Annotated in this window: 18 protein-coding genes and 1 riboswitch; of the genes, 7 read left to right on the top strand and 11 right to left on the bottom strand. The window is 62.0% G+C overall.

Features of this window, described 5'->3' with window-relative positions:
- The first annotated feature begins 1 nt into the window (after position 1).
- Positions 2–1,366: a hypothetical protein gene (locus tag ABRA89_RS00480; protein ID WP_349939488.1), complete on the top strand. Its 1,365-nt coding sequence runs from the start codon at positions 2–4 to the stop codon at positions 1,364–1,366.
- The gene (locus ABRA89_RS00475) at positions 1,363–2,970 is read left to right on the top strand and encodes a flagellar hook-length control protein FliK (protein ID WP_349939487.1); all 1,608 of its coding nucleotides are present in this window, start codon (positions 1,363–1,365) and stop codon (positions 2,968–2,970) included. The genes ABRA89_RS00480 and ABRA89_RS00475 overlap by 4 nt, the downstream gene beginning before the upstream one ends.
- An 18-nt stretch (positions 2,971–2,988) precedes the next feature.
- Here ABRA89_RS00475 and ABRA89_RS00470 read toward each other — a convergent pair whose 3' ends face one another.
- Both ABRA89_RS00470 and ABRA89_RS00465 read right to left on the bottom strand, forming a co-directional pair.
- Complete coding sequence (locus tag ABRA89_RS00470; protein WP_349939486.1) at positions 2,989–4,092, bottom strand: 2'-deoxycytidine 5'-triphosphate deaminase; 1,104 nt, start codon at positions 4,090–4,092, stop codon at positions 2,989–2,991.
- A 73-nt stretch (positions 4,093–4,165) separates the two neighbouring features.
- On the bottom strand, positions 4,166–5,062 hold the full coding sequence (locus ABRA89_RS00465; protein ID WP_349939485.1) for a hypothetical protein: 897 nt from the start codon (positions 5,060–5,062) through the stop codon (positions 4,166–4,168).
- A gap of 609 nt (positions 5,063–5,671) precedes the next feature.
- Positions 5,672–5,749, top strand: a riboswitch (SAM riboswitch).
- Between the two features lie 94 nt (positions 5,750–5,843).
- Between ABRA89_RS00465 and ABRA89_RS00460 the strand changes: the two genes are divergently transcribed.
- From ABRA89_RS00460 to ABRA89_RS00445, 4 genes are all read left to right on the top strand, one after another.
- Positions 5,844–7,040: an O-succinylhomoserine sulfhydrylase gene (locus ABRA89_RS00460; protein WP_349939484.1), complete on the top strand. Its 1,197-nt coding sequence runs from the start codon at positions 5,844–5,846 to the stop codon at positions 7,038–7,040.
- A gap of 120 nt (positions 7,041–7,160) precedes the next feature.
- Complete coding sequence (locus ABRA89_RS00455) at positions 7,161–7,916, top strand: sulfite exporter TauE/SafE family protein (RefSeq protein ID WP_349939483.1); 756 nt, start codon at positions 7,161–7,163, stop codon at positions 7,914–7,916.
- 228 nt (positions 7,917–8,144) lie between these two features.
- Positions 8,145–9,614 carry a mannitol dehydrogenase family protein gene (locus ABRA89_RS00450; RefSeq protein ID WP_349939482.1) on the top strand — a complete coding sequence of 490 codons (1,470 nt, stop codon included), beginning with the start codon at positions 8,145–8,147 and terminating at the stop codon, positions 9,612–9,614.
- A gap of 86 nt (positions 9,615–9,700) precedes the next feature.
- Positions 9,701–10,438 (top strand): glutathione S-transferase, encoded by a 738-nt coding sequence (locus ABRA89_RS00445; protein ID WP_349939481.1) that lies wholly within the window; start codon positions 9,701–9,703, stop codon positions 10,436–10,438.
- Positions 10,439–10,510: 72 nt separating this feature from the next.
- Here the strand turns inward: ABRA89_RS00445 and ABRA89_RS00440 are convergent, their stop codons facing one another.
- From ABRA89_RS00440 to ABRA89_RS00425, 4 genes are all read right to left on the bottom strand, one after another.
- Entirely contained in the window at positions 10,511–11,332 is an 822-nt protein-coding gene (locus ABRA89_RS00440; RefSeq protein ID WP_349939480.1) for a lytic murein transglycosylase, read from the bottom strand.
- A gap of 291 nt (positions 11,333–11,623) precedes the next feature.
- Positions 11,624–11,959, bottom strand: coding sequence for a hypothetical protein (locus ABRA89_RS00435; protein ID WP_349939479.1), 336 nt, complete (start codon positions 11,957–11,959; stop codon positions 11,624–11,626).
- Between the two features lie 582 nt (positions 11,960–12,541).
- Positions 12,542–14,497 carry an acetate--CoA ligase gene (acs, locus tag ABRA89_RS00430; RefSeq protein ID WP_349939478.1) on the bottom strand — a complete coding sequence of 652 codons (1,956 nt, stop codon included), beginning with the start codon at positions 14,495–14,497 and terminating at the stop codon, positions 12,542–12,544.
- 228 nt (positions 14,498–14,725) lie between these two features.
- Positions 14,726–15,124, bottom strand: coding sequence for a DUF1761 domain-containing protein (locus ABRA89_RS00425; protein WP_349939477.1), 399 nt, complete (start codon positions 15,122–15,124; stop codon positions 14,726–14,728).
- A gap of 147 nt (positions 15,125–15,271) precedes the next feature.
- Between ABRA89_RS00425 and ABRA89_RS00420 the strand changes: the two genes are divergently transcribed.
- Positions 15,272–16,459, top strand: a complete 1,188-nt coding sequence (locus ABRA89_RS00420) for a winged helix-turn-helix domain-containing protein (protein ID WP_349939476.1) — start codon at positions 15,272–15,274, stop codon at positions 16,457–16,459.
- 9 nt (positions 16,460–16,468) lie between these two features.
- Here the strand turns inward: ABRA89_RS00420 and holA are convergent, their stop codons facing one another.
- The 5 genes from holA to ABRA89_RS00395 all read right to left on the bottom strand — a co-directional run bounded on the left by holA (position 16,469) and on the right by ABRA89_RS00395 (position 21,623).
- Complete coding sequence (gene holA, locus ABRA89_RS00415) at positions 16,469–17,506, bottom strand: DNA polymerase III subunit delta (protein ID WP_349939475.1); 1,038 nt, start codon at positions 17,504–17,506, stop codon at positions 16,469–16,471.
- Between the two features lie 36 nt (positions 17,507–17,542).
- Entirely contained in the window at positions 17,543–18,085 is a 543-nt protein-coding gene (locus ABRA89_RS00410; RefSeq protein WP_349939474.1) for a hypothetical protein, read from the bottom strand.
- A complete protein-coding gene (gene leuS, locus ABRA89_RS00405) occupies positions 18,072–20,687 on the bottom strand; it encodes a leucine--tRNA ligase (RefSeq protein ID WP_349939473.1) in 2,616 nt (871 codons plus the stop codon). Before leuS ends, ABRA89_RS00410 begins: the two co-directional genes overlap by 14 nt.
- Positions 20,688–20,805: 118 nt before the next feature.
- The gene (locus ABRA89_RS00400) at positions 20,806–21,249 is read right to left on the bottom strand and encodes a GNAT family N-acetyltransferase (protein ID WP_349939472.1); all 444 of its coding nucleotides are present in this window, start codon (positions 21,247–21,249) and stop codon (positions 20,806–20,808) included.
- 68 nt (positions 21,250–21,317) lie between these two features.
- Positions 21,318–21,623 (bottom strand): type II toxin-antitoxin system TacA family antitoxin, encoded by a 306-nt coding sequence (locus ABRA89_RS00395; protein WP_349939471.1) that lies wholly within the window; start codon positions 21,621–21,623, stop codon positions 21,318–21,320.
- Between the last annotated feature and the right edge of the window lie 202 nt (positions 21,624–21,825).

The raw sequence follows: 21,825 nt of genomic DNA, 5'->3' as shown, positions 1-21,825 counted from the left end.
CATGGCGCGCAGTCTTCTCCTCCGCTCGCTTCTTGCCGGCACCTGCCTCGCCCTGACCGGGGCGAGCACGGCCCTTGCCGCCGGCGAGACCTCGCATGGTTCCATGTCGCAGGAGGTCCGCGCGGCGGCGGAAGCGGCCCGAAACGAAAACGCCCATTCCAGCGGCGATGCCGAACAACATGCCGATGAAGGCTCGGACGCGGCGGAGCATGACGTCGAAGAAGACGGTGATCACGGGACGGATCAAGACAGCGAGGAGCATGCCGGCCCCGAATGGCAGACAGAGCGCGAGCCTATGCCTTTTGAGGTCATTCGCTCGCTGCAATATCTTCAGGATCAGGCGGCACGCGGCAACAAGGCCGCTCTTGATGTCCAGCGACGCATCCTGACGCGTTTCGGTCCCTCGCTTACAGCGCGGCCCTACGAAATCTGGAGCGACCAGCGCAATGTTCGCGCAATCGCCCTCTTCGTTCTGTCCGGCGGCCCGTCCGAACCGCTCTACGAGCTCTACCGGGAGGCGGTTTTCTCGGCCGATGACACGCCGATGATCGAAGGCGTGCTTGCCTATGCGAACAACCGGATGGCAGAGGCCGAGGCCAAGCTTTCGCGCATCGATCTCGAACGTGAAGAGACGATCTTCGCCGCGCAAGTCCAACTCGCGCTCGCCCAACTGCGTCAGGGAAGCGATCCGGCCGGCTCTCTCGAAGCGCTGGAAAAGGTAATGCTTGCTGCACCCGGCACGCTGCTCGACGAGGCTGCCCTTCGGCTCGGGGTACTGCTCGCCGAGAATGCGGGCGAGACCAGGAAGGCCGACCGCTACGCGCGGCAATATTTCGATCGTTATGCCGCTTCGGTCTATTCCAGCAATTTCCGGGCGCGCTTCTCGGCGGTCTATTCCGACAGGCCGGAGGGCAGCGAGGAAAAGACGCTCGATACTCTTTCCGACACGCTGCGCCTCCTGCCGGACGACCAGAAGCTCGCAATGTATCTCTCGGTCGGCCGCCGCGCTCTCGTCGGCGGCAATCTGGAGCTTGCTGCGGAGGCTTCCCAGGAAGCGCTTGCCATCGAGGACGCCGAGCCGGCCGACCGGCAACGCGCCCTCCTCTATGACCTCGCCTCGACCCTTTCGACGCGCGAGGAAGGCGAAATTCTCGCAACGCTCGGCGCCATCGACGACGACCTGCTTCACCCCGCCGATCTCGCCCTCAAGGAAGCCGCGCTCGACGTGGTGAATGCGATCCGCGAACCGGCCGAGATCGCGTCCTCCGGGGAGGAGGCCGATCCGGCGCTCGACAATCAGACTCTCGCACGTGCCACCTCTCTCATCGATGCGGTCGACAAGGATTTGGAGAACTTCACCCAATGAGCGCGCTCATCTCTTCTTCGATCCCCGAAAGCACCAATCTTTCGAAACGGTCCGAAACGACCTCGCGCGAAGACGGCGATGCGTCGGGTTTCGACGTCCTGCTCAAGGGCGGCGCCGAGCGCAAGACGAACGGTGCCGACGAGAAAGGCGAGCGCGGCGGTGAAGCCTTCGCCACCTCGGACAACGAAAGCGGCGCGATTGAGGAGACGAAGGGTGCCGAAGTCGTCGAATTCCGCACCGGGCGATCGAAGGGCGGAGCTGGCCGGCTCGGCTTCGAGCGCTCGCTCCTGCAAGCTCGGCACGAAATCCTGCAGCCATCGGCAGAAAACGGCGAAGCCGGCACAGAGAAGGCGGTCGGCCCGATGGGTGAAGGCGTCACCCTCCCGCAGCAGGCCGCCGCGAAGGCCGAGGCCGCAGTTGCAACCGCCCAGGGCGGGCCGGCCAATGCGGGACTGGGCGCAAAGGCGACAATCGAGCAGCTCTTGAGCGGTTACGGCTCGAAGGCCGGCACTGTCGGGCAGGCAGCCGATCTCCAGGCTGGCACCACTCTCGATGGCAAGGCCACCGGCGCCAACACGGCTCAGCTCTTCCCGTCTTCCGAGACTGCAGCAGCCGTCTCACTCGCCGCCGGGCGTGTCGTACGCGGTGGCGAGAGCGCCAAGGGCATCACGGCCCGCGCCGATCTCGTTTCCATGCGCACCGACTTCCAGCCGGTCGGCATGGAGGCCAACGGTGCGAAGTCGGCAGCCGGTTCCAAAGCCATGGCGGCGCAAAAGCTTGAATCCGCACTCCGGGCTGGTACAGCCCCCGCAAACGCCCGGACGGGCGACGCCGAAGCGAGCGATGACGCAAACGACACGCTGCCCATCACCACCGGCAAGGACGCCTTACCCGACACAAAACAGGCGAAGGCGCATCAGCACCCGGTCGAATCCGCAAGGCTCTCGACTGACCGGCCGATGAAGGGCGATGCCGGCTTCGCGATCGAAAAGTCCATTGACGGCGACGGCGATTTCGGCAAGCAGATCGGTTCGATCATCGCCGACAACATGCCGCAGACCGGCAACAGGCAAGGGCCGGCACCCCAGTCCGCCGCCACCGCCCAGGCCACCTATGAAGGCGCCTCCGAGCGGGTGCGCTATCAGGCAGGCGGCGCTGCGATGAAGACGCTGCAAATCCAGCTTCAGCCGGCCCATTTCGGCAAGCTCGACGTCCTGATGAAGGTGGTGAATGGCCAGATGGCGCTCGAACTCTCCGTCAGCGAGCCCGAAACCCTGATGCGCCTTCAGGACGATCGCGAAGGCCTGAAAGCGGCGATGGCATCGGCCGGCTTCGATCTCGACGAGGCCCAGGTGACGATCACACTCAAGGAAAACGGCGCTCAACCGGGCAAGGCGAGCGGTTCGAACGCCGATCAGAACGCGCAGGCTCGGGCCGACGGCAACGCCCCGAATGGTGGCGAAGCCGGACAGTCGCGGGGTCAGGATGGTCAGCGCGGCGGCCGGCCGTCAGGTGCTCAGATGCCGCAGGAGCAGGCTGGCGCGTCCAGCCAGGGTCCGGCCCTCGAACGCGGGCGCCGCAGCGGATCGGACTATTATCTCTGAGGTCCGAAGGTTCGATCCTCAGGCGAAGTGCTTCGACAGCTTGAGGCCCTGCGCCTGATAGTTGCTTTTCAGATCGGCACCGTAGAGCCGGTCCGGGAGCGAGGCCATGTGCTCGTAGACGAGGCGACCGACGATCTGGCCGTCTTCCAGAATGAACGGCACCTCGTGGCTGCGCACTTCCAGAACCGCCCGCGAGCCTGAACCGCCCGCCGCATCATGCCCGAAGCCCGGATCGAAGAAGCCGGCATAGTGGACGCGGAACTCGCCCACCAGCGGATCGAAGGGTGTCATCTCGGCGGCATAGGCCGGCGGCACGTGGACGCTCTCCTTAGAGACGAGAATGTAGAACTCGTCCGGGTCGAGCACGAGTTCGCCGCGGCCGGAGCGATAGAGCGGTTCCCAAAAGTCCGCGACTGCGTTCGCCCCGCGTTTGTCCACGTCGACGACGCCCGTATGGCGCTTGCCCCGATAGCCGACGAGCCCATCGTCATTGCCCTTCAGATCGATCGAAAGCGCGATGCCGCCACCGGTGATATTGGCGGCCGTATCCGAGGTCAGGCGGTGTTCGCCATGCAGCGCTTCGAGCTCCGCGCCCGAAAGCGTCGGCTCGCCGCGCCGGAAACGGATCTGCGACAGCCGCGAGCCCTGCCTGACCAAAATCGGAAAGGTGCGCGGCGAGATTTCCAGATAGAGCGGCCCGTCATAGCCCGTTGCCACCTTGTCGAACTCCCGGCCGCGATCGGTGAGGACGCGGGTGAAGATGTCGAGCCGACCGGTCGAGGATTTCGGGTTCGCCGTCGCGCGGACATCCTCCGGCAGGCGCAGCTTCTCCTGAAGCGGCACGATGTAGACGCAGCCGGTCTCAAGCACCGCCCCGCCGTCCAGCGAGATTTCGTGCAGCGAAAACCGCTTCAGCTTGTCCTCGACGGTGCGTTCTATGCCCGGCAGGAAGCTCGCGCGAACACGGTAGGCTCGGTCGCCCAGCCTGAGATCAAGCGAGGCCGGCTGGATCTGGTCCTCGTCCCGGGCGCGCGGGATCGAGATCGCCCCGCTCTCGAACAGCCCCACGATGTCGCGGTCGGGCAGAATGCCTGCAAATGCCTTTGACGTCACGCTACGCACGGCTCGCTTTCTTGATCCTAAATGCTGCCCGCCCGAGATATGAACCCTCCGACTTGGTGATTTTTCTTAGTTGCTATGACCCATCGGAATCAAGATTTTCAGGGCGCGGGGTCGGTGTCGGCGTCGTGATTTCGAGAGTGAGCCGTCGATTGTAGCGATCTTCGGGATATCCCTTGATGAAAAGCTCGATTCTTGTGGCCAAATTCATCACAATTTCCGCGCGCATCGGCTCATTGGGCCGCCCCGCTGACCTCGTAATGAATTTGAACAGATAGAATCGCGCTGAACAATCGCTGTCGTCTCCCGCGCACGCCGCTCCGTTCCCCAACTGAGTAATGACCGATTTCAAAGCCCAGCTGGGGTGTCCTTCCAGCGGTGTGCGGGCATGCACATATTCGTCATAGGCGGCGAAATCACTCGCGCTCCCCGAATTCCGGTGCATGAGATAAAACTCGGAAAGCTCTTCAACGGTCGTGAAAAGACGTCGATAAGAGTTTTCGTAGGATCGTGCCGATATGATCGACGTGCCGGGCGGTCCCAACCAGCCCGATCCACGATAAATCGAGCCCGGACCCAGGTTCCTGACCACGTCTTCATCGAAAGAGGATATTCGGGCTGCGACTAGAAGGGCATTTTCGCTAGACTCGTCTCGGCAAAATGCATCGTTCCGCGGGCAATAGTTCGAAGTATTGATAAATATTTCTAGCGTTTTGTACGTATTGATCGTCTGAATGTGTGAGTTCTGGCATCCCTCCAGAACGCGAAGCTGATCGATCGGGTCTCCGGTAATTCGAAATCCGATGGTGCCTGGTTCGGTTTCGAAAAGTTCGTCGATCTGGATGATCTTCTCGCAAGAATGAGGCTGGGCGGACGCAGGGTTTTGAGCCGACAAAAGGGCTGCGAGTGCTCCGGCGGCAATCGCCAGATACCCCGAGCGGCAGAAAGCAAATCGACTGAAAAGCCAAGGCATTTCGTCACGCTAACCCTTGCAGATGGGAATGAGGAGAGTCCACAGGATGAGCGCTATCGAAAGAGAGAGCGTTATCCAGCCAGGGGGAAGCCACTCGATGGAGGTGTTGGCCGCCCACAAGGGAAAAGACAGCGTCGATAGCACGACGAGCCCCTTGTCTTTAACCTTTTGAACCCGCATCAGATAAATGGGATTCAATACGAAGAGGACTGCGGCTGAGAAGACAAGGAGCCAAAAATATTGTTTGGCATTGTCTTGCGATGCAATTATTGAGGTAATTGAGATGTACGCAGCCGTGATCTCGATTGGGATGATCTTATAGAGCTTCTCGAGATATGTGTTTGTTTTTATTCCTCGTTCCGACATGTACAGAGGCTCACGAACGCGCTTCACAATATCAGTTTAAGTGAAAGGTATTCCTCAAGCGACGCTGAGGCAAGTCATTTGTGGCACTCCGCCTCCACACCCGATGCGAACGACCTCTGGCCTCACGGCATGCAGCATGGGGCACGGTTTCGAGCGAGCCATCGGGCGACAATGGCGCGCAAACGATCGTTCGATCGCCTTGAGTATGAAGCCTGGATTGCGTTTCGAAAATCGGTGGGGTATTGGCCTTGGCGTGGTGATTTGGCCGGCCGGCTTGCAGCCACGTTAAACAACTTGCTAAAGGGCCGTTCCGATCGTGGACCGCAAAGGGTCCTTTTTCGAACCGGCTCTCTAGCGATCTTCGCCAGGCCGGTTTTTTTGTGCCCAGTTTTTGGGACCAGGAGTTCGAACGACCATGCTGAAGCGCGACGACAACAAGAAGGGCTGGCGGCCCGCGACCGAACTCGTGCACGGCGGAACGATGCGGTCCAATTTCGGCGAAGTCTCCGAGGCGATGTTCCTCACCCAGGGCTATGTCTACAAGAGCGCCGAACAGGCCGAAGCCCGCTTCAAGGGCGAAGAGCCGGGCTTCATCTATTCGCGCTACTCCAACCCGACGACCCGCATGTTCGAGGAGCGCATGATGCTGCTCGAAGGGGCGGAGGATGCCCGCTCCACGGCCTCGGGCATGGCCGCCGTCTCGACCGCGCTCCAGTGCCAGCTTCAGGCCGGCGATCACGTCGTTTCGGCGCGCGCGCTGTTCGGCTCCTGCCGCTATGTGGTTGAGACGGTTCTCGGACGCATGGGTGTCACCTCCACCTTCGTCGACGGGCGCAATCTCGACGAATGGCAGGCCGCCGTGCAGCCGAACACCAAGGTCTTCTTCATGGAGACCCCGACAAATCCGACGCTAGAGCTCGTCGATATCGCGGCCGTTGCCGAAATCGCCCATCAGGCCGGCGCGCGGCTCGTCGTCGACAATGTCTTCGCGACCCCGCTCTTCCAGCATCCGCTGGAGCTCGGGGCGGACGTCGTCGTCTATTCCGCGACCAAGCATATCGACGGACAAGGCCGGTGTCTCGGCGGCGTCGTCCTCTCCTCGAAGGACTGGATCGACGAGAACCTGCACGACTATTACCGCCACACCGGACCGGCGATGTCGCCCTTCAACGCCTGGACGCTGCTCAAGGGCCTCGAAACCCTGTCGCTCCGCGTGAAGCAGGCTACGGCCTCGGCCGCGAAGATCGCCGATTATCTCGCCGATCATCCGAAGGTCGCCCGCGTCTTCTATCCCGGACGCGACGACCATCCGGATGCGGCTGTCGCGAAGAAGCAGATGAGCGGCGGCTCCACCCTGATCGCCTTCGAGATGAAGGGCGGCAAGAAGGAAGCCTTCGCTTTCGCCAACGGCCTCGAACTCATCCTCCTCACCAACAATCTCGGCGACGCAAAGACACTGACCACGCATCCCGCGACCACGACCCACAAAAACCTCAGCCAGGAGGCCCGCGACCAGCTCGGCATCTCCGACGGCCTGATGCGCCTGTCGGTCGGCATCGAGGATACGGACGATATTTTGGAGGATATCGAGGGGGCGCTGGCAGGCGTTTAAGGCCGAAGCAGAGGGGCTTTTCGGCTTATTCGTGAGCCGCATCTCTCGGCGACGACCCGCTTGCCTTCATCACCTTACGCGTGACATGGCGGCTTCTGCAGAAATCGTACAGAGCCCGCCATGTCCCTCCTCACCATCGCCCTTCTCTTTCTTGCGGGACTGTTCGCCGGGGCGATCAACGCGGTTGCCGGCGGTGGGACGTTCATCTCCTTCGGGGCGTTTTCGCTGATCGGCATGCCGCCAGTGGTCGCGAACGCCTCGTCGTCGATCGCCCAGCTGCCGGGCTACGTCACTTCGACCCTTCCTTATCTGAAGGACATCCGCACCCTCTGGCGTGGTTTGATCCTGCTTGCCATCGCCTCGATGGCGGGCGCGGTGATCGGCTCGTCGATCCTGCTCTGGCTCGACAATGACCGCTTTCGCGTCATGGTGCCCTGGCTGCTTCTCGCCGCGACGGCGCTGTTTGCCGCCGGTCCCTGGCTGAAGCCGCGCCGGGCCCATGAAAAGACGGCGGAAAAGGGTCGGAACTATTCCGGTCCCATCGTCCAGTTCTTGGGATCGATCTATGGCGGCTTCTTCGGCGCCGGCATGGGCATCATGATGCTGGCGACGCTCGGGCTCACCGAAAGCGGCGACTATCACCGCCTCAACGCCATCAAAAACGTCCTTTCAAACGTCATCGCCGTCGTGGCGATCGCCGTGTTCGCGACAGGTGGCGTGATCGACTGGGCGGGTGCCCTCGCCATGGCCCCGGGCATCGCGCTCGGTGGCTTCTCCGGTGTCTGGATCGCCAAGCGCGTGCCGCAGATCGCCGTCCGGCTTTTCGTCATCGCCTTCGGCGTCTTCCTGGCGGGTTACTATTTCGTCACCGGCTGATCACAACCGTCCATCCGAGCGCCCCGCGAAGCCTTGCTGACTTCCAGGCCCGCCCATATTCTGATGGCGTCCAGAGCGACGGGCGAATAAGTGGGCACCGGTGTTTGACCAACCCGGCGCGGATCAAGCAAACCGAAAGCGTCGGACGATGAAGAATTGTCGCCTGACGCTTCAATGACGCGCATGAAGACGCATGGCCGGGCGTTCCCGGCGGGAGTAGCACACGGAATGACCACGAAACTGTCGCTTCGAACCCTGGACGACCTGCCGGCCAATGTCGCCAAGCCGTCCTACAAGCGCGCGGATCTCAAACCCGGCATTCTCCATATCGGCGTCGGTAACTTCCACCGCGCCCATCAGCAGGTCTATCTCGACCGCCTCTTCGAGACCGGCCGCGATCTCGACTGGGCCTTTGTCGGCGCGGGCCTGATGCCCTTCGACGCCAAGGTACGCGACACGCTGAAAGAACAGGACTATCTCGCGACCGTCGTCGCGCAGGAGGCGGAAAGCTCCACCGCCCGCGTCACCGGGGCTCTGATCGATTTCGTGGAGCCGGGCGATCCGGAAAAGATTGTCGAACGGCTCGCCGATACCGCCATCCGCATCGTCTCGCTGACCGTCACCGAGGGCGGCTACTTCGTCGATCCCTCGACGGGCGAGTTCGACCCGGCAAACCCGAAGATCGTTGCCGATGCCAACAACCTCGACGCGCCGCAGACCGTTTTTGGCGTCATTCTGAAAGCCCTCAGGAACCGGCGGGACGCAGGCCAGACGCCTTTCACGGTAATGAGCTGCGACAACCTTCCCCATAACGGCCGCGTCGCGCGGGATGCCGTGATGGGCCTTGCCAAGGAAGCCGACCCGGAATTCGCCGCCTGGGTGGGCGAGAACGTCGCCTTTCCGAACGGTATGGTCGACCGCATCACGCCCGCGACCGGCGACCGGGAACGACGCATCGTTTCCGAAGACTTCGGCATTGCCGACGACTGGCCGGTCTTCTGCGAGGACTTCATCCAGTGGGTTCTGGAGGACAAGTTCACCGCCGGCCGCCCGGCGCTCGATCAGGTGGGCGTCCAGTTCGTGCCGGACGTCTCGCCGTATGAGACCATGAAGATCCGCATTCTCAACGGCGGCCATGCGATCATCGCCTATCCGGCCGGCCTCATGGACATCGAATTCGCCCATGAGGCGATGGAGAACGATTTCGTCTCGCGCTTTCTCGAAAAGGTCGAGACCGAGGAGGTGATCCCCATCGTGCCGCCGGTGCCGGACACCAGTCTCGACGATTATTTCGCGCTCATTCAGCGGCGCTTCGCCAATCCGAAGATCGCAGACACGATCCGCCGGCTCTGCCTCGACGGCTCGAACCGCCAGCCGAAATTCATCATCCCCTCGATCAAGGACAATCTCGCCAAGGGCCGCGACGTTTCGGGCCTCGCCCTCGAAAGCGCCCTCTGGTGCCGCTACTGCCTCGGCGAGACCGACAGCGGCAAGACGATCGACGACAACGATCCAAGCTGGGAGCGGCTGACCAGACAGGCGAAGGCCGCGAAGGAAAACCCGTCCGCCTGGCTCGAGATGACCGATATCTACGGCTCCCTCAAGGACGAGCCGCGCTTCGCAGAACCCTTCACCGACTGGCTCAATATGCTCAACGAGAAGGGCACGAAGGCGACGCTGGAAAGCTATCTCGCCTAGAATTCAGGCAGCTGGCCGCTTGTCATCGGCCGGCGCGCCCGTAGCTCCGGAACCGTCAGACCACAGACGTTTCGAGGCAGGCGAGCATGATCGATCTCTACTATTGGCCGCAGATTCCGGGCCGCGGCGAATATGTTCGGCTGGTGCTCGAAACCGGCGGCGTGCCCTATCGCGATGTCGTTCGCCTGCCCGAGGACGAGGGCGGCGGCATGGATGCGATGGCGGCCTTTCTGGAGGGCCGCAAGGGTTATCCCATTCCCTTCGCGCCGCCCTTCATCGTCGAAGACGGCATCCTCGTCTCCCAGACCTCACTCTGCTGCGCCCATGTGGCCGCCAAATGCGATCTCGCACCAGAAGCGGAGGCGGACCGGGCCTTCGCTCTCTCCATCGCGATGACGACCGTCGATTTCGCGAATGAGGCCCACGACACCCACCATCCGATCGGCGTCTCGCTCTATTACGAGGATCAGAAGCCGGAGGCGGCGCGCCGGGCGGAGACCTTCCGCCTCAAACGCATCCCGAAATTCCTCGCCTGGTACGAGAACCTCATCGAGAACAATCCGGCTGACTCCGGCTGGCTTATCGGCGAGACGATGACCTATGCCGATCTCGGCCTCTTCCACACCTGCCGCGGCCTCGCCTATGCCTTCCCGAACGCCATGGGCGGCGCATCGCGGGCCGCGCCCAAGGTACAGGAACTCTGCCGCGCCATCGCCGATCTGCCCAAGGTTCTCGCCTATATCGACAGCGATCGCGCCCTGCGCTTCAACAAGGACGGCCTCTTCCGGCGCTACCCGGAACTCGATCCGGCCAATGGCGGATAGCCCGACCGCCCACGAAAAAGCCCCGGCCGCTGAACGACCGGGGCTTCGTCATGTCGTCGAAAGTGATCGCGATCAGCGGCCGTCGATCTGTGCGCCGAGATAGGCGATCGCCTGCTGGTAGACAGGCGCAGCGTTCCAGCCCTGGATGCCGCGATAGCCGGCCTGGCCCTGCTGGTAGTTCTGCGTCATGCCATGCGAGCGCAGGAAGTTGGCGGTCGAATAGAGCGCGTCGCGGCTGCTGGCGAGGTCGACGCGGCCATTGCCGTCGGCATCGACGCCGTAGCGCAGGATGTTGGCGGCCAGGAACTGCGTGTGGCCGTATTCGCCATGGCCCGCGCCGCGCGAGTTCGGCGAAAGGCCGCCGCGATCGATCAGCTGAAGGGCCGCGATGAGATGCGGCTTGAAGAAGTCCGACCGGCGGCAGTCATAAGCGATGGTCGCTGCCGAAGAGACGACGTTCTCGCCGCCCATGAACCCGCCGAAGCCCGTTTCCATGCCCCAGATGGCGAGCAGCGGCCCGGGCGGCACACCGTAGCGGCGCTCGATATCGCTGAACATACCGCGGTTCTGGGCGAGCTTGCGCTTGCCGGTCGCGACGATCGAAGCCCCACCGCGCTTCTTCAGAAAGGTGTCGAGGCTCATCGTGAAGGCCGAGCCGCCCTTCTGGGCGGCGCGATCAATGCGGATGGTCTTCTGGTTGTAGCTGGCGTTGGCAAGCGCCTGGAGGCCGCGGTTGCCGACGCCGTTCTGCTGGGCGACACGCGCGAATTGCTGCTTCCACTGCTCGAAGCCGCCCGGGCCGTTGCCGCACTGCTGCGCATAAGCGGAGGTGGCGCCGAGCGAAAGGGCGGCGGCAATGCCTAGTCCCTTCAGCATGGTCTTGAATGAAGTCATTTACAGATCCTTGTCGGATGGCCCGTCATGGGCGCGGTCGCAATATCACGGCACGGCCCAAGACGATAATCCGCCATCTTCGGCTGAACGCTTGAACGTTCACTGAACGGGCGGCACGCTGTCGAGACCGGCAATAAGTTTCGCAAGGCTTCCTCAAACCCCACGGCACGCGCTTTTCAACCGAAGAGAACGGCAAAACGGTGACAGTTTCAGGCCCTATGCAAGAAAGCTTGCATCGCCGTTGCGAAAACGCATCAATTCCGACGCGCGCCAACCGTTCTGGACCGGCGTTCAACTGTCGTCTTCGCATACCTCCTCTTGAGCGGCCCACCACTCGGCGTAGGAGGAATTCCAAGGCGCCTTATGCGTTTCGTCTGGCGCACCGTCATCCCACCAGACGGGGCCGCGCTCGCCAAGCCGCCGTTTGGCGGCATCGACAGCCTCTCGCGCCGCGCGCTCGTCTTCAGCGCTTGAAGCCTTCTTCACGGCACGGCGCGCCTTCATGAGATCGCGCACCGCGTCCTGCCGTTCCTCTTCGGAAAGCCGCGGATCGCTCTTTCGCCAGAGCCGCCCCTTTGCGACGAAATAACGCCCGTCCAGGGTTACGGGATGGTTAGAGGCCGTCATTTGCCTATAGCCTCGTTGAAGAGACTGCTGCACCCAGATGTGGTGCACTATAATTCTCACTTTTCGTAAAAGCTGTGGAAGAACGCCTAGCGATCAAGATCTGCGCTAGACGAATATTTCGTGTGCAGTTACGGGGAAATGTTATCGGACAAATACCTGCCCGCGCTGATCCAGCATCCAGTGACTTCTTCGCTGGATACCAGCGAGGGGGCAGGCAAGCCCTTCTTGCCGCTTAGCAAGGAGGCTCGCAATGCGAGTATCTTGTCCGATAAACCGTCCAGTGTCCGTCATGGACTACTGGAGATTTAGACTAGGGCAGTGGGAGCACGTATGCTCTCACTGCAGGAGAAGACCGTACCACTAATACGGTTTATCACCCAACCTAGCTATCACGACTTACTCAAATTGCCCCGCGAGAGCGGGGCTTTTTTTGATCGCTCAGTCTGCTTAGCGCTATCCAAAGTCTTCGTCAAAACCCCAGCGATTCGACGAAGACTCATGTCAAGAGAGAGTCTTGACAATACCCGTGGATAACGTGATGCGCGATGCGCACTTTTCCCCGCTATCCACATGTTTTTTGACTCAGCTCGAAGCTTCGCCGCCCTTGTTCTGGCGGTTCTCGATCAGGTGATCGACCACCGACGGATCGGCGAGCGTTGAGGTGTCGCCCAGTTCGTCGAGCTTGTCCTCGGCAATCTTGCGCAGGATGCGGCGCATGATCTTGCCCGAGCGGGTCTTCGGCATGTCCGGCGCGAACTGTAAGGCATCCGGCTTGGCAATCGGACCGATCTCCGAACGCACATGCTTGACGAGTTCATCCCGCAGATCGTCGCTCGGTTCGGTACCCTCCATCAGGGTCACATAGCAGTAGATACCCTGGCCCTTCACCTCGTGCGGGAAGCCGACGACCGCCGCCTCGGACACCGCTTTATGGGCAACGAGCGCGCTCTCGACCTCGGCGGTCCCCATGCGGTGGCCCGAGACATTGATCACGTCGTCGACGCGGCCGGTGATCCAGATATAGCCGTCCTCGTCGCGCTTGGCGCCGTCCTCGGTGAAGTAGTAGCCCTTGTATTGCTGGAAGTAGGTGTTCACGAACCGCTCATGGTTCTTGTAAACCGTGCGCATCTGGCTCGGCCAGGAATCGGCCATGGCGATGACGCCTTCGACGCCGTTGCCTTCCAGAACATCGCCGGACTGCGGATCGAGGATCACCGGCTTGACGCCGAAGAACGGCTTGGAGGCCGCGCCCGGCCTGAGCGGGGTCGCACCCGGCAGCGGCGTGATCAGGATGCCGCCCGTCTCGGTCTGCCAATAGGTGTCGACGATCGGCACGTTGGACTGGCCGACTTCCTCGTAATACCAGTTCCAGGCTTCCGGATTGATGGGTTCGCCCACGGTGCCTAGAATTTTCAGCGCTGAAAGATCATGCCCTTCGACATGCTTGCGGCCCTTGCCCATGAGGGCGCGGATCGCGGTCGGCGCGGTATAGAACTGGTTGACCTTGTGCTCCTCGCACACCTTCCAGCAACGCGAGGCATCCGGATAGGTCGGCGTCGATTCGAAGACGAGCGTCGTCGCGCCGTTCGCGAGCGGACCATAGACGATGTAGCTGTGGCCGGTGATCCAGCCCACGTCCGCGGTGCACCAGTAGATGTCGCCCGGATGATAATCGAAGACGTATTCATGGGTCATCGATGTGTAGACGATGTAGCCGCCCGAGGTATGGACGACGCCCTTCGGCTTACCGGTCGAGCCGGAAGTGTAGAGAATGAAGAGCGGGTCTTCCGCGTTCATCGGCTCACATTCGCAGTCGTTGCCGACCTTGGATTCCATTTCGTGCAGCCAGAAGTCGCGGCCGTCCGTCATCGGCGTGTCGTCGCCGGTGCGCTTGACCACGAGGCATTTGACGTCGCCCTCGATCCCTTCGAAAGCCTTGTCGGTGTTCTTCTTCAGCGGTGTCGCCTTGCCACCGCGCGGCGCATGGTTCGCCGTGATGACGACCTTGGCTTCGGAATCGTTGACCCGATCACGCAGCGCCTGGGGCGAGAAGCCGGCGAACACCACCGAATGGATCGCACCGATACGGGCGCAGGCGAGCATGGCATAGGCCGCCTGCGGGATCATCGGCAGGTAAATGACGACACGGTCGCCCTTCTTGACGCCGAGCTCCTTCAGGACGTTGGCGAACTTCGAGACATGCTCGTGAAGCTGCTTGAACGTAATGTGCTGGGCGTTGCCGGGCTCGTCGGCCTCCCAGAGGATCGCAGTCTGGTCGCCCTTGTCCTTCAGGTGCCGGTCGACGCAGTTGTAACAGACGTTGAGCTCACCATCCTCGAACCATTTGATCGAAACGTCCGGGTACATGTAGTTGATCGACTTGATCTTGGTCGGTTCCTTGATCCAGTCGATGCGCTTGGCGTGTTCCTTCCAGAAGCCTTCCGGATCCTCAATCGACTTCTTGTACCACTCGTCATACGTGGCCTTGTCGATCTTGGCGCGCGATTTCCACTCGTCCTTGACTTCGATCATCGTCATTCGGCTACTCCTCCCAGAGTCGTGTGATTTCGTCTCGCTCCGCGGCCTGTTGCCAACGCAAAAACCGCGACGGGACGATCAGATCCCGCCGGCTTTCCGCAATTGCGCCCGCGATGCCCTCCACAAAGACATAACTTCCCTGCGGCATCTGGCAATCCGTCGTAAGTCGGACGCCGTGCCGGCCGGACCGCTAATCACGGTTCCGGCAGGGGCTCGCTTCGACTATCGTCAACCGCCGAAGAGGCCGATGATGACGCTCATGATCAGAAAGACACCGAACCAATGGCCGGCATTGATGTAGGTGAGTTTGCGCGAACGGGCCTCGAAGGAATGGTCGACGACGATCGTCGCGAGCACGAACCCGGCCCAGACGAGGATGCCGGTGACGAAGGTCTCGTAGATGCCGACATTCCCGATATGGGCCGTCAGACCGGCCAGCATACCGGCGATCACGATATAGGCGATGAAGACGATCACCAAGGGTCCGGGCTTCAGCGCCGGCTTGCTGGCGTAGCCGGCGGCGGTCATCCAGGGCTTTTCGAGGAGACGGTGCCAGAAGAAACCAAAGAGGAAGGCGGCGATCGCTGCGATGACGACGCCGAGCGGGCTGAAATTGGTGAAGCCCATATGGGGATATCCTTGTCTTGCGGCCGGCGCGCATCAGCTGCGGTCTGGCCATAAAGTGAATGGCGAACGGTTTGCGGGGCCAACGAACCGGGCACCGCTCGGGTTCAATCGATAGGGCTGCGGCGGAACAGCCTCGAAGGCAGCGCAATGACGATTCGGGTTCTGAACAATCGCGACGCACGGCACATCTTCATGGATCGGCACCTGCTGGCGGGACATGGTGCGAGCGGCGCGGATCTCAAAAACCTCGTCACTGATCTCGGCTTCGTTCAGCTCGACTCCATCCGCACCGTGGAGCGCGCCCATCACATGATCCTCCGCGCCCGGCATCCCGGCTACAAACCGAAGGCGCTGAAACTGCTGATGGAGCGCGACCGGGCGATCTTCGAGCACTGGACGCATGATGCTTCCGTCATTCCGATGGATTTCCTGCCCTATTGGAAGATGAAGTTCGAGCGCACCTATCCGGCGCTGCTGGAACGCTTCAAGCAATGGCGTGGTCCGGAGTTTCAGGCAAAGCTCGACGAAACGCTCAACCATATCGAAGCGGAAGGAGCCGTGGGTGTCGGTGATATCGGCCACGAGGAGGAACGCTCAGGGAGCGGATGGTGGGAGTGGCACCCTTCCAAGACCGCGCTCGAATTTCTCTGGCGGACGGGCCGCCTGGCGGTGAGCCGGCGCGAAAATTTCAACAAAATCTATGATCTCGCCGCCCGCGTCTATCCGGACTGCCGGACGGCGAGCCTCGAAGAGACCATCGACTGGTCCTGCGCCGCCGCGCTCGACAGGCTCGGCTTCGCGACCTCCGGCGAACTCGCGGCCTTCTGGAAGCTGATCACCCCGGCTGAGGCGAAGGCATGGGTTGCACGCGAACTGGAAGCAGGCCGTCTCGAACATGTCGACATCGAGGGCGCCGACGGGCGCCTCCGCCGCCACATAGCGCGTCCGAACCTTGCCGAGACCATCCCCGAGATGCCGGCCAATGCGACGCGGGTGAAAATTCTCTCCCCCTTCGATCCGATGCTGCGCGACCGGAACCGGACGGAGCGCCTGTTTAGCTTCTTCTACCGGATCGAGGTCTTCGTGCCCGAGCCCAAGCGCCAATACGGCTATTATGTCTTCCCCGTCCTCCAGGGCGACCGCATCATCGGCCGTCTCGATGCAAAGGCCGACAGAGCGCGCGGTGCGCTGAATGTCCGTGCCTACTGGGCGGAGAAGGGTGTCAGAAACTCTTCAACGAGGATCGAGGCGCTCACCACGGAGATCGAACGTCTCGCCCGCTTCGCCAGGTGCGGGGAGACGCGCTACGAGGAAGATTGGCTTCGAGCATCTTGATAAGCCGGCTTATCGCCGGCGGTTCATCGCCGCTTCTACGGCAATCGAGAGCATCATCTGGCGCGTGATCGTCAGCGCCATCTGGTTTTCCTTGCGGCTTCTCAGAATATCCGCCTCGATGCGGCGCGCCGTCCGGGCAAGCGCCTCCAGCGGCCAGGCGGCAAGCGCCGTCTCGAGCGCTGGTTTCCGCTTGAAATGCGGGCGCCGACGCTCGACCACGCGGCCCACCGGCTCGCCCTGGCGCTCCACGATCTCGCGCATCGCCGTCAGCTGCTGAATGGTGCGGAGCAGGCTCTGCTGGAGCTGGAAGATCGGCGTACCTGCATCGGTCAGCCGCTCGATCAGCGCCGGCAGCTTCTTCACCGCCCCGCTGATCGTCGCATCGATTGCCTCGTCCACGGCATCGGCCGAAACATCGCCGACGATCGCCGCGACATCCTCGGCCGTCACCCGCTCCGTGCCATAGGCATAGACGCACAGCTTCTCCACCTCGCCGCGCGAAGCCATGCGGTTCGCGCCAAGCCGGCTCTTCAGCTCCTCGCGTCCCTCGCGATCGATCTGGAGACCCGCCCGGGCGAACTCTTCGTCGATCATCCGGTCGAGCGCCCGCCCTTCGTCCTGATAGCACGGTAGGGCGATGGCGAATTTCGCCCGCTCCACACCGAGGCGCAGCGCGGCGTTCTTCTTCAGCTCGCCCGCTTCGACGATGAGGATCGCACCTTCCAGCTTCTTTTCAGAAAGCGTCGTGACGGCTTCCGACAGCGCCTTGCCGGTGCCCGCACCGCGCACACGGATCAGCCGTGTGCCGCCGAAGAGCGAGACGGTCAGCGCCTCATCGTAGAGCCGGCCTATATCCTTTTCAAGCTCGTCGGCCGAGAGGCTGACACTCGCGAAGGGATCGCTCGGATCGACGCCCGAATGGCCGGCTATCGTGCTCGCCCGCTCCGAAACGAGACCCGGATCGGGCCCGTAGAGGAGGATGACCGGATAGGAAAAGTCCGGCCGCGACAGAAAGGCATCGACCTCGCCGGCTTTCTTCTGGGCCATGACGAACCTCTCACGCCGCGACTAGGCGGACCGAAATCAGTAGCCTTCCTGCTGAAGGAGCGTCGCGATCGCGACCTCGAGCTGCGCGGCGGCTTCCTTGCCGGCCTGCTGGCGGGCGTCGAGCAGCGCGCGCTGGGCCTGATAGAGCTGAGCCGTGCGATCGTAGGGCGTAATGACCTTGCGCTGGCCGCCGCCGATCGTCTGGTTGTCGGAGAGACGAACCACGCTGTAGGTCACTGTCAGATCGTAGATCGCCGAACGCGGAACGCCGCCGGTCTCGATCGAGATACCCCGCTCCACGCCGGTCGCGTCCAGCTGAACCACGTAAACCGGCTCGGCGACGCGCGCACCCGCATTGAGGCGCGAGAGAAGTTCGTTTCGCACGATCTGCGCAGTACGGGTGTTCGACTCCTGGATCGCAATCCGGCCTCTCAGGCTTGCAAGGCGCGCGGCAGAAACACCGTCAGCAGCGGACGCGTCAGCATAGAGCGGGCGTGCCGTGCAGGCGGAGAGCGCACCGAGGCCCGCGACGACGGCAAGCGCCACGCCGCAGCGCTTGAAACGATCAGACGACCACATTCACGATTCTCCCCGGCACCACGACCAGCCGCTTGGGCTCCCCGCCGTTCAGCGCCTGCTGCACGACCTCGGCGGCAAGCGCTGCCTGTTCGATGTCAGCTTTGCTGGCCTCGGCGGGGACGGTCAAGTCGCCACGCTTCTTTCCGTTGATTTGCAAGGGAAGTGTGACGCTGTCGTCGCGCAACAGCTCCGGCTCGATCACAGGCCAGCTCTGCGCCGAGACGAAATCGTCGTGCCCGAGCAGTGTCCAGCACTCCTGCGCCAGATGCGGCATCATCGGCGCGATCAGCCGCACGAGCATATCGAGCGCCGATGCTGCAGCCGCCTTCGTATCGGCATCAGCTTCGCCCAGCTTGGAGAGCGGGCCGGCCAGAACGTTGACGACTTCGTGGATACGCGCGACCGCCTTGTTGAAACCGAGCCGCTCGATATCGGACTCGACGCCATGCGCGGCGCGATGCGCGGCTTTGCGGATGTCGAGCCCTGGCTGCGCTTCGGGATCGCTCACCGCACCGGCATCGGCGACATTAGGTGCGGCTTCGCTGACAAGACGCCACAAGCGCTGAACGAAGCGGAAGGACCCTTCAGCGCCGGCCTCGGTCCAGATCACGTCGCGATCGGGCGGCGAGTCCGACAGCACGAACCAGCGCGCGGTGTCGGCACCGAACCGGCCGATGATATCCTCGGGGTCCACCACGTTCTTCTTCGACTTCGACATCTTCTCGATGCCGCCGATGGCGATCTCGGCCCCAGTCGAAATACGCGTCGCGACGCGCTTGCCGTCCTCTTCGACGATATTCACATCGGCGGGCGAGACCCATTCGCGGCCGTCCTTATAGGTCTCGTGAACGACCATACCCTGCGTGAAGAGGCCCTTGAACGGCTCGTCGAGATCGACATGCCCGGTCGTCTTCATGGCGCGCACGAAGAAGCGCGAATAGAGGAGATGCAGGATCGCATGCTCGATGCCGCCGATATATTGGTCGACCGGCAACCAGGCGTTCGCAACGTCCGGCACGGTCGGCGTCTCGGCGCGCGGGGCGGTGAAGCGGGCGAAGTACCAGGACGAATCGACGAATGTGTCCATCGTGTCCGTCTCGCGCAGTGCCTCGCCGCCGCATTGCGGGCAGGAGGTCTTGCGCCAGGTCGGATGCCGGTCGAGCGGATTGCCCGGCTTTTCGAAATCGATGTCCTCGGGCAGTTCGACGGGCAGGTTCTCGCGTTTCTCCGGCACGACGCCGCAGGCTTCGCAATGAATGACCGGGATCGGGCAACCCCAATAGCGTTGGCGGGAAATGCCCCAGTCGCGCAGACGGAAATTGATCTTCCGCTCGGCCTGTGGTTTGCCGGCTAAGTCAGTCCCTTCCAGCCGGTTCGCGATATCCTCGAAGCCCTCCTCCGGCGTCTTGCCGTCGAGAAACTCGGAATTGAAGAGAACGCCATCGCCGTCATAGGCTTCGGAATAGATCGTGAAGACCGTCGGATCTTCCTTCGGCGGCAGCACGACGGGCTTCACCGGTAGCTCGTATTTCCGCGCGAAATCGAGGTCGCGCTGGTCGTGGGCCGGGCAGCCGAAGATCGCGCCAGTGCCGTAGTCCATCAGCACGAAATTCGCCACATAGACCGGCAGTTTCCAGTTTGGATCGAAGGGATGCACCGCTTCGACGCCAGTCCGGTAACCCTTCTTCTCCGCCGTCTCCAATGCCTCGGCGCTCGTGCCCGAACGCCGGCATTCGGCCGCGAATTCGGCAAGCTTCGGATCGCTTTCGGCAAGCTTCAGCGCCAGCGGATGATCCGCTGCGACCGCCAGGAAGGAGGCACCGAACAGGGTATCGGGACGGGTCGTGAACACCGTCAGCTCGTCGAAGCCTTCGGGCTTGCCGTCTTCGGCCAGCGGCCAGCGGACCATCAGGCCCTCCGACTTGCCGATCCAGTTCTTCTGCATCAGCCGGACCTTTTCCGGCCAGTTCGGCAGATGGTCGAGCGCCTGAAGCAGGTCCTCGGCGAAATCGGTGATCTTGAAGAACCACTGGGTGAGTTCGCGCTGCTCGACGAGTGCGCCGGAGCGCCAGCCGCGGCCGTCCTCCACCTGCTCATTGGCGAGCACGGTCATGTCGACCGGGTCCCAGTTCACCTTCGACTTCTTGCGATAGGCGAGCCCTGCATCGAGGAAATCGAGGAACAGCATCTGCTGGCGGTGGTAATATTCGACGTCGCAGGTCGCGAATTCCCGGGACCAGTCGAGCGAAAGCCCCATCGACTTCAGCTGGGTGCGCATGGACGCGATGTTTTCGTAGGTCCACTTCGCCGGATGCACCTTGTTCTGCATCGCCGCGTTTTCCGCCGGCATTCCGAAGGCGTCCCAGCCCATCGGATGGATCACGTTGAACCCTTGCGCCCGCTTGTAGCGCGCCACGACGTCGCCCATCGTGTAATTGCGCACATGGCCCATATGGATGCGCCCCGAAGGATAGGGAAACATCTCGAGCACATAGTATTTTTCACCCGGCGCATCGGTCTTCGTCTCGTAGAGACCGGCCTCGTCCCAGGCTGCCCGCCAGCGAGGTTCGACGGCGCGCGGATTATATCGTTCGGTGGTCATGAAGCGTCGCGATCTTTGGGCCGTGTCGACCGGCCTTTTGGAATAAGTCAGCGCTGACTTATCCTTTTCGCGATGGCGAATTCAACCTGATACCGCAATGTGCCGCCGCCACTCTCGATCAACGTGCCATGGCCGCGTTGAGAGATGCGACGATATCTTGGGTCGGCAGGATCAGTTTCATCGGGCTGATCTTCGTCGAGGCAAAGCCGAAGCGCCTGTAGAATGCCGATGCTTCCTCATCGATGGCATCGACCACGACAGCCCGAAATGCCACGGCCTGTGAGGCCGAAGCAGCATTGCGAAGCGCGTTCGAAAGAAGTGCTTTGCCAATGCCTTTGCCCTGCAAATCCTGCGCAACGGCGAGACGGGCGAGCAAGGCAACCGGAATTTCAGACGGAGACCCGTGAGGCGCGACCTTCTTCGGCGCCTCCTTTCGCAGGATCATCCCCGCACACAAGGCATAGAAAGCCCGAACTTTCCTGTCCTCATCGCAGATGACGAAGGTGCGAGAAAAGTTGTTGGCCTGATTATGGAAGGCGAGCTCGGTGAGCCATGAATCCATGACCGGCTTCCCGCTTGAAAAGCCGGCCGGATCGTGCGCTTCGTTCAAAGGTTCAGGCGCGTAGAGCCCTAGTCGTTTGAAGTCGCCCACGCATTCTCTTCCGCAAACAGATCGACCAGTGCCGGATGGGTCTTCGCAGGCTGGGACAGGGTTTCGGATACGGAATCGAACAGCTTCGCATCGAGATGCATGAAACGCTGATCCATCAAAGACTTCTGGGCGCTATACATGGCTGACTCCATCACGAAATTGGAAAGGCTCTTTCCGCAAACGGCGGCGGCCCGGCGGATCAGTTCGAGATCAGCCGGCGCGATACGAGCCGTGAATGTTTCATCTTTTTTTGCGGCAGACATAACCATATCCTTCATGACCATCCGGTCATGCTCAGTGCCAAGGCGTTCGGCTTCAAGCGCTATCAGCGCCGAACCGATTATCACGAGAAACCTGTACTGACAATGTATGAACGAACGATGAGTTTAACAGAGCCGCTACCTCTCACGGGTTTGTGTTGCACCGCCAAATTTTAAAGGCAGAAGCACGCATGGGGATAACTCTTTAGCAAACGCAGCTTTCGCT

This window comes from Fulvimarina thalattae, assembly GCF_040239565.1.
Classification (GTDB): domain Bacteria; phylum Pseudomonadota; class Alphaproteobacteria; order Rhizobiales; family Rhizobiaceae; genus Fulvimarina.
The sequence above is the reverse complement of the archived record's forward strand: the minus strand, read 5'-3'. Positions and strand labels throughout refer to the sequence as shown.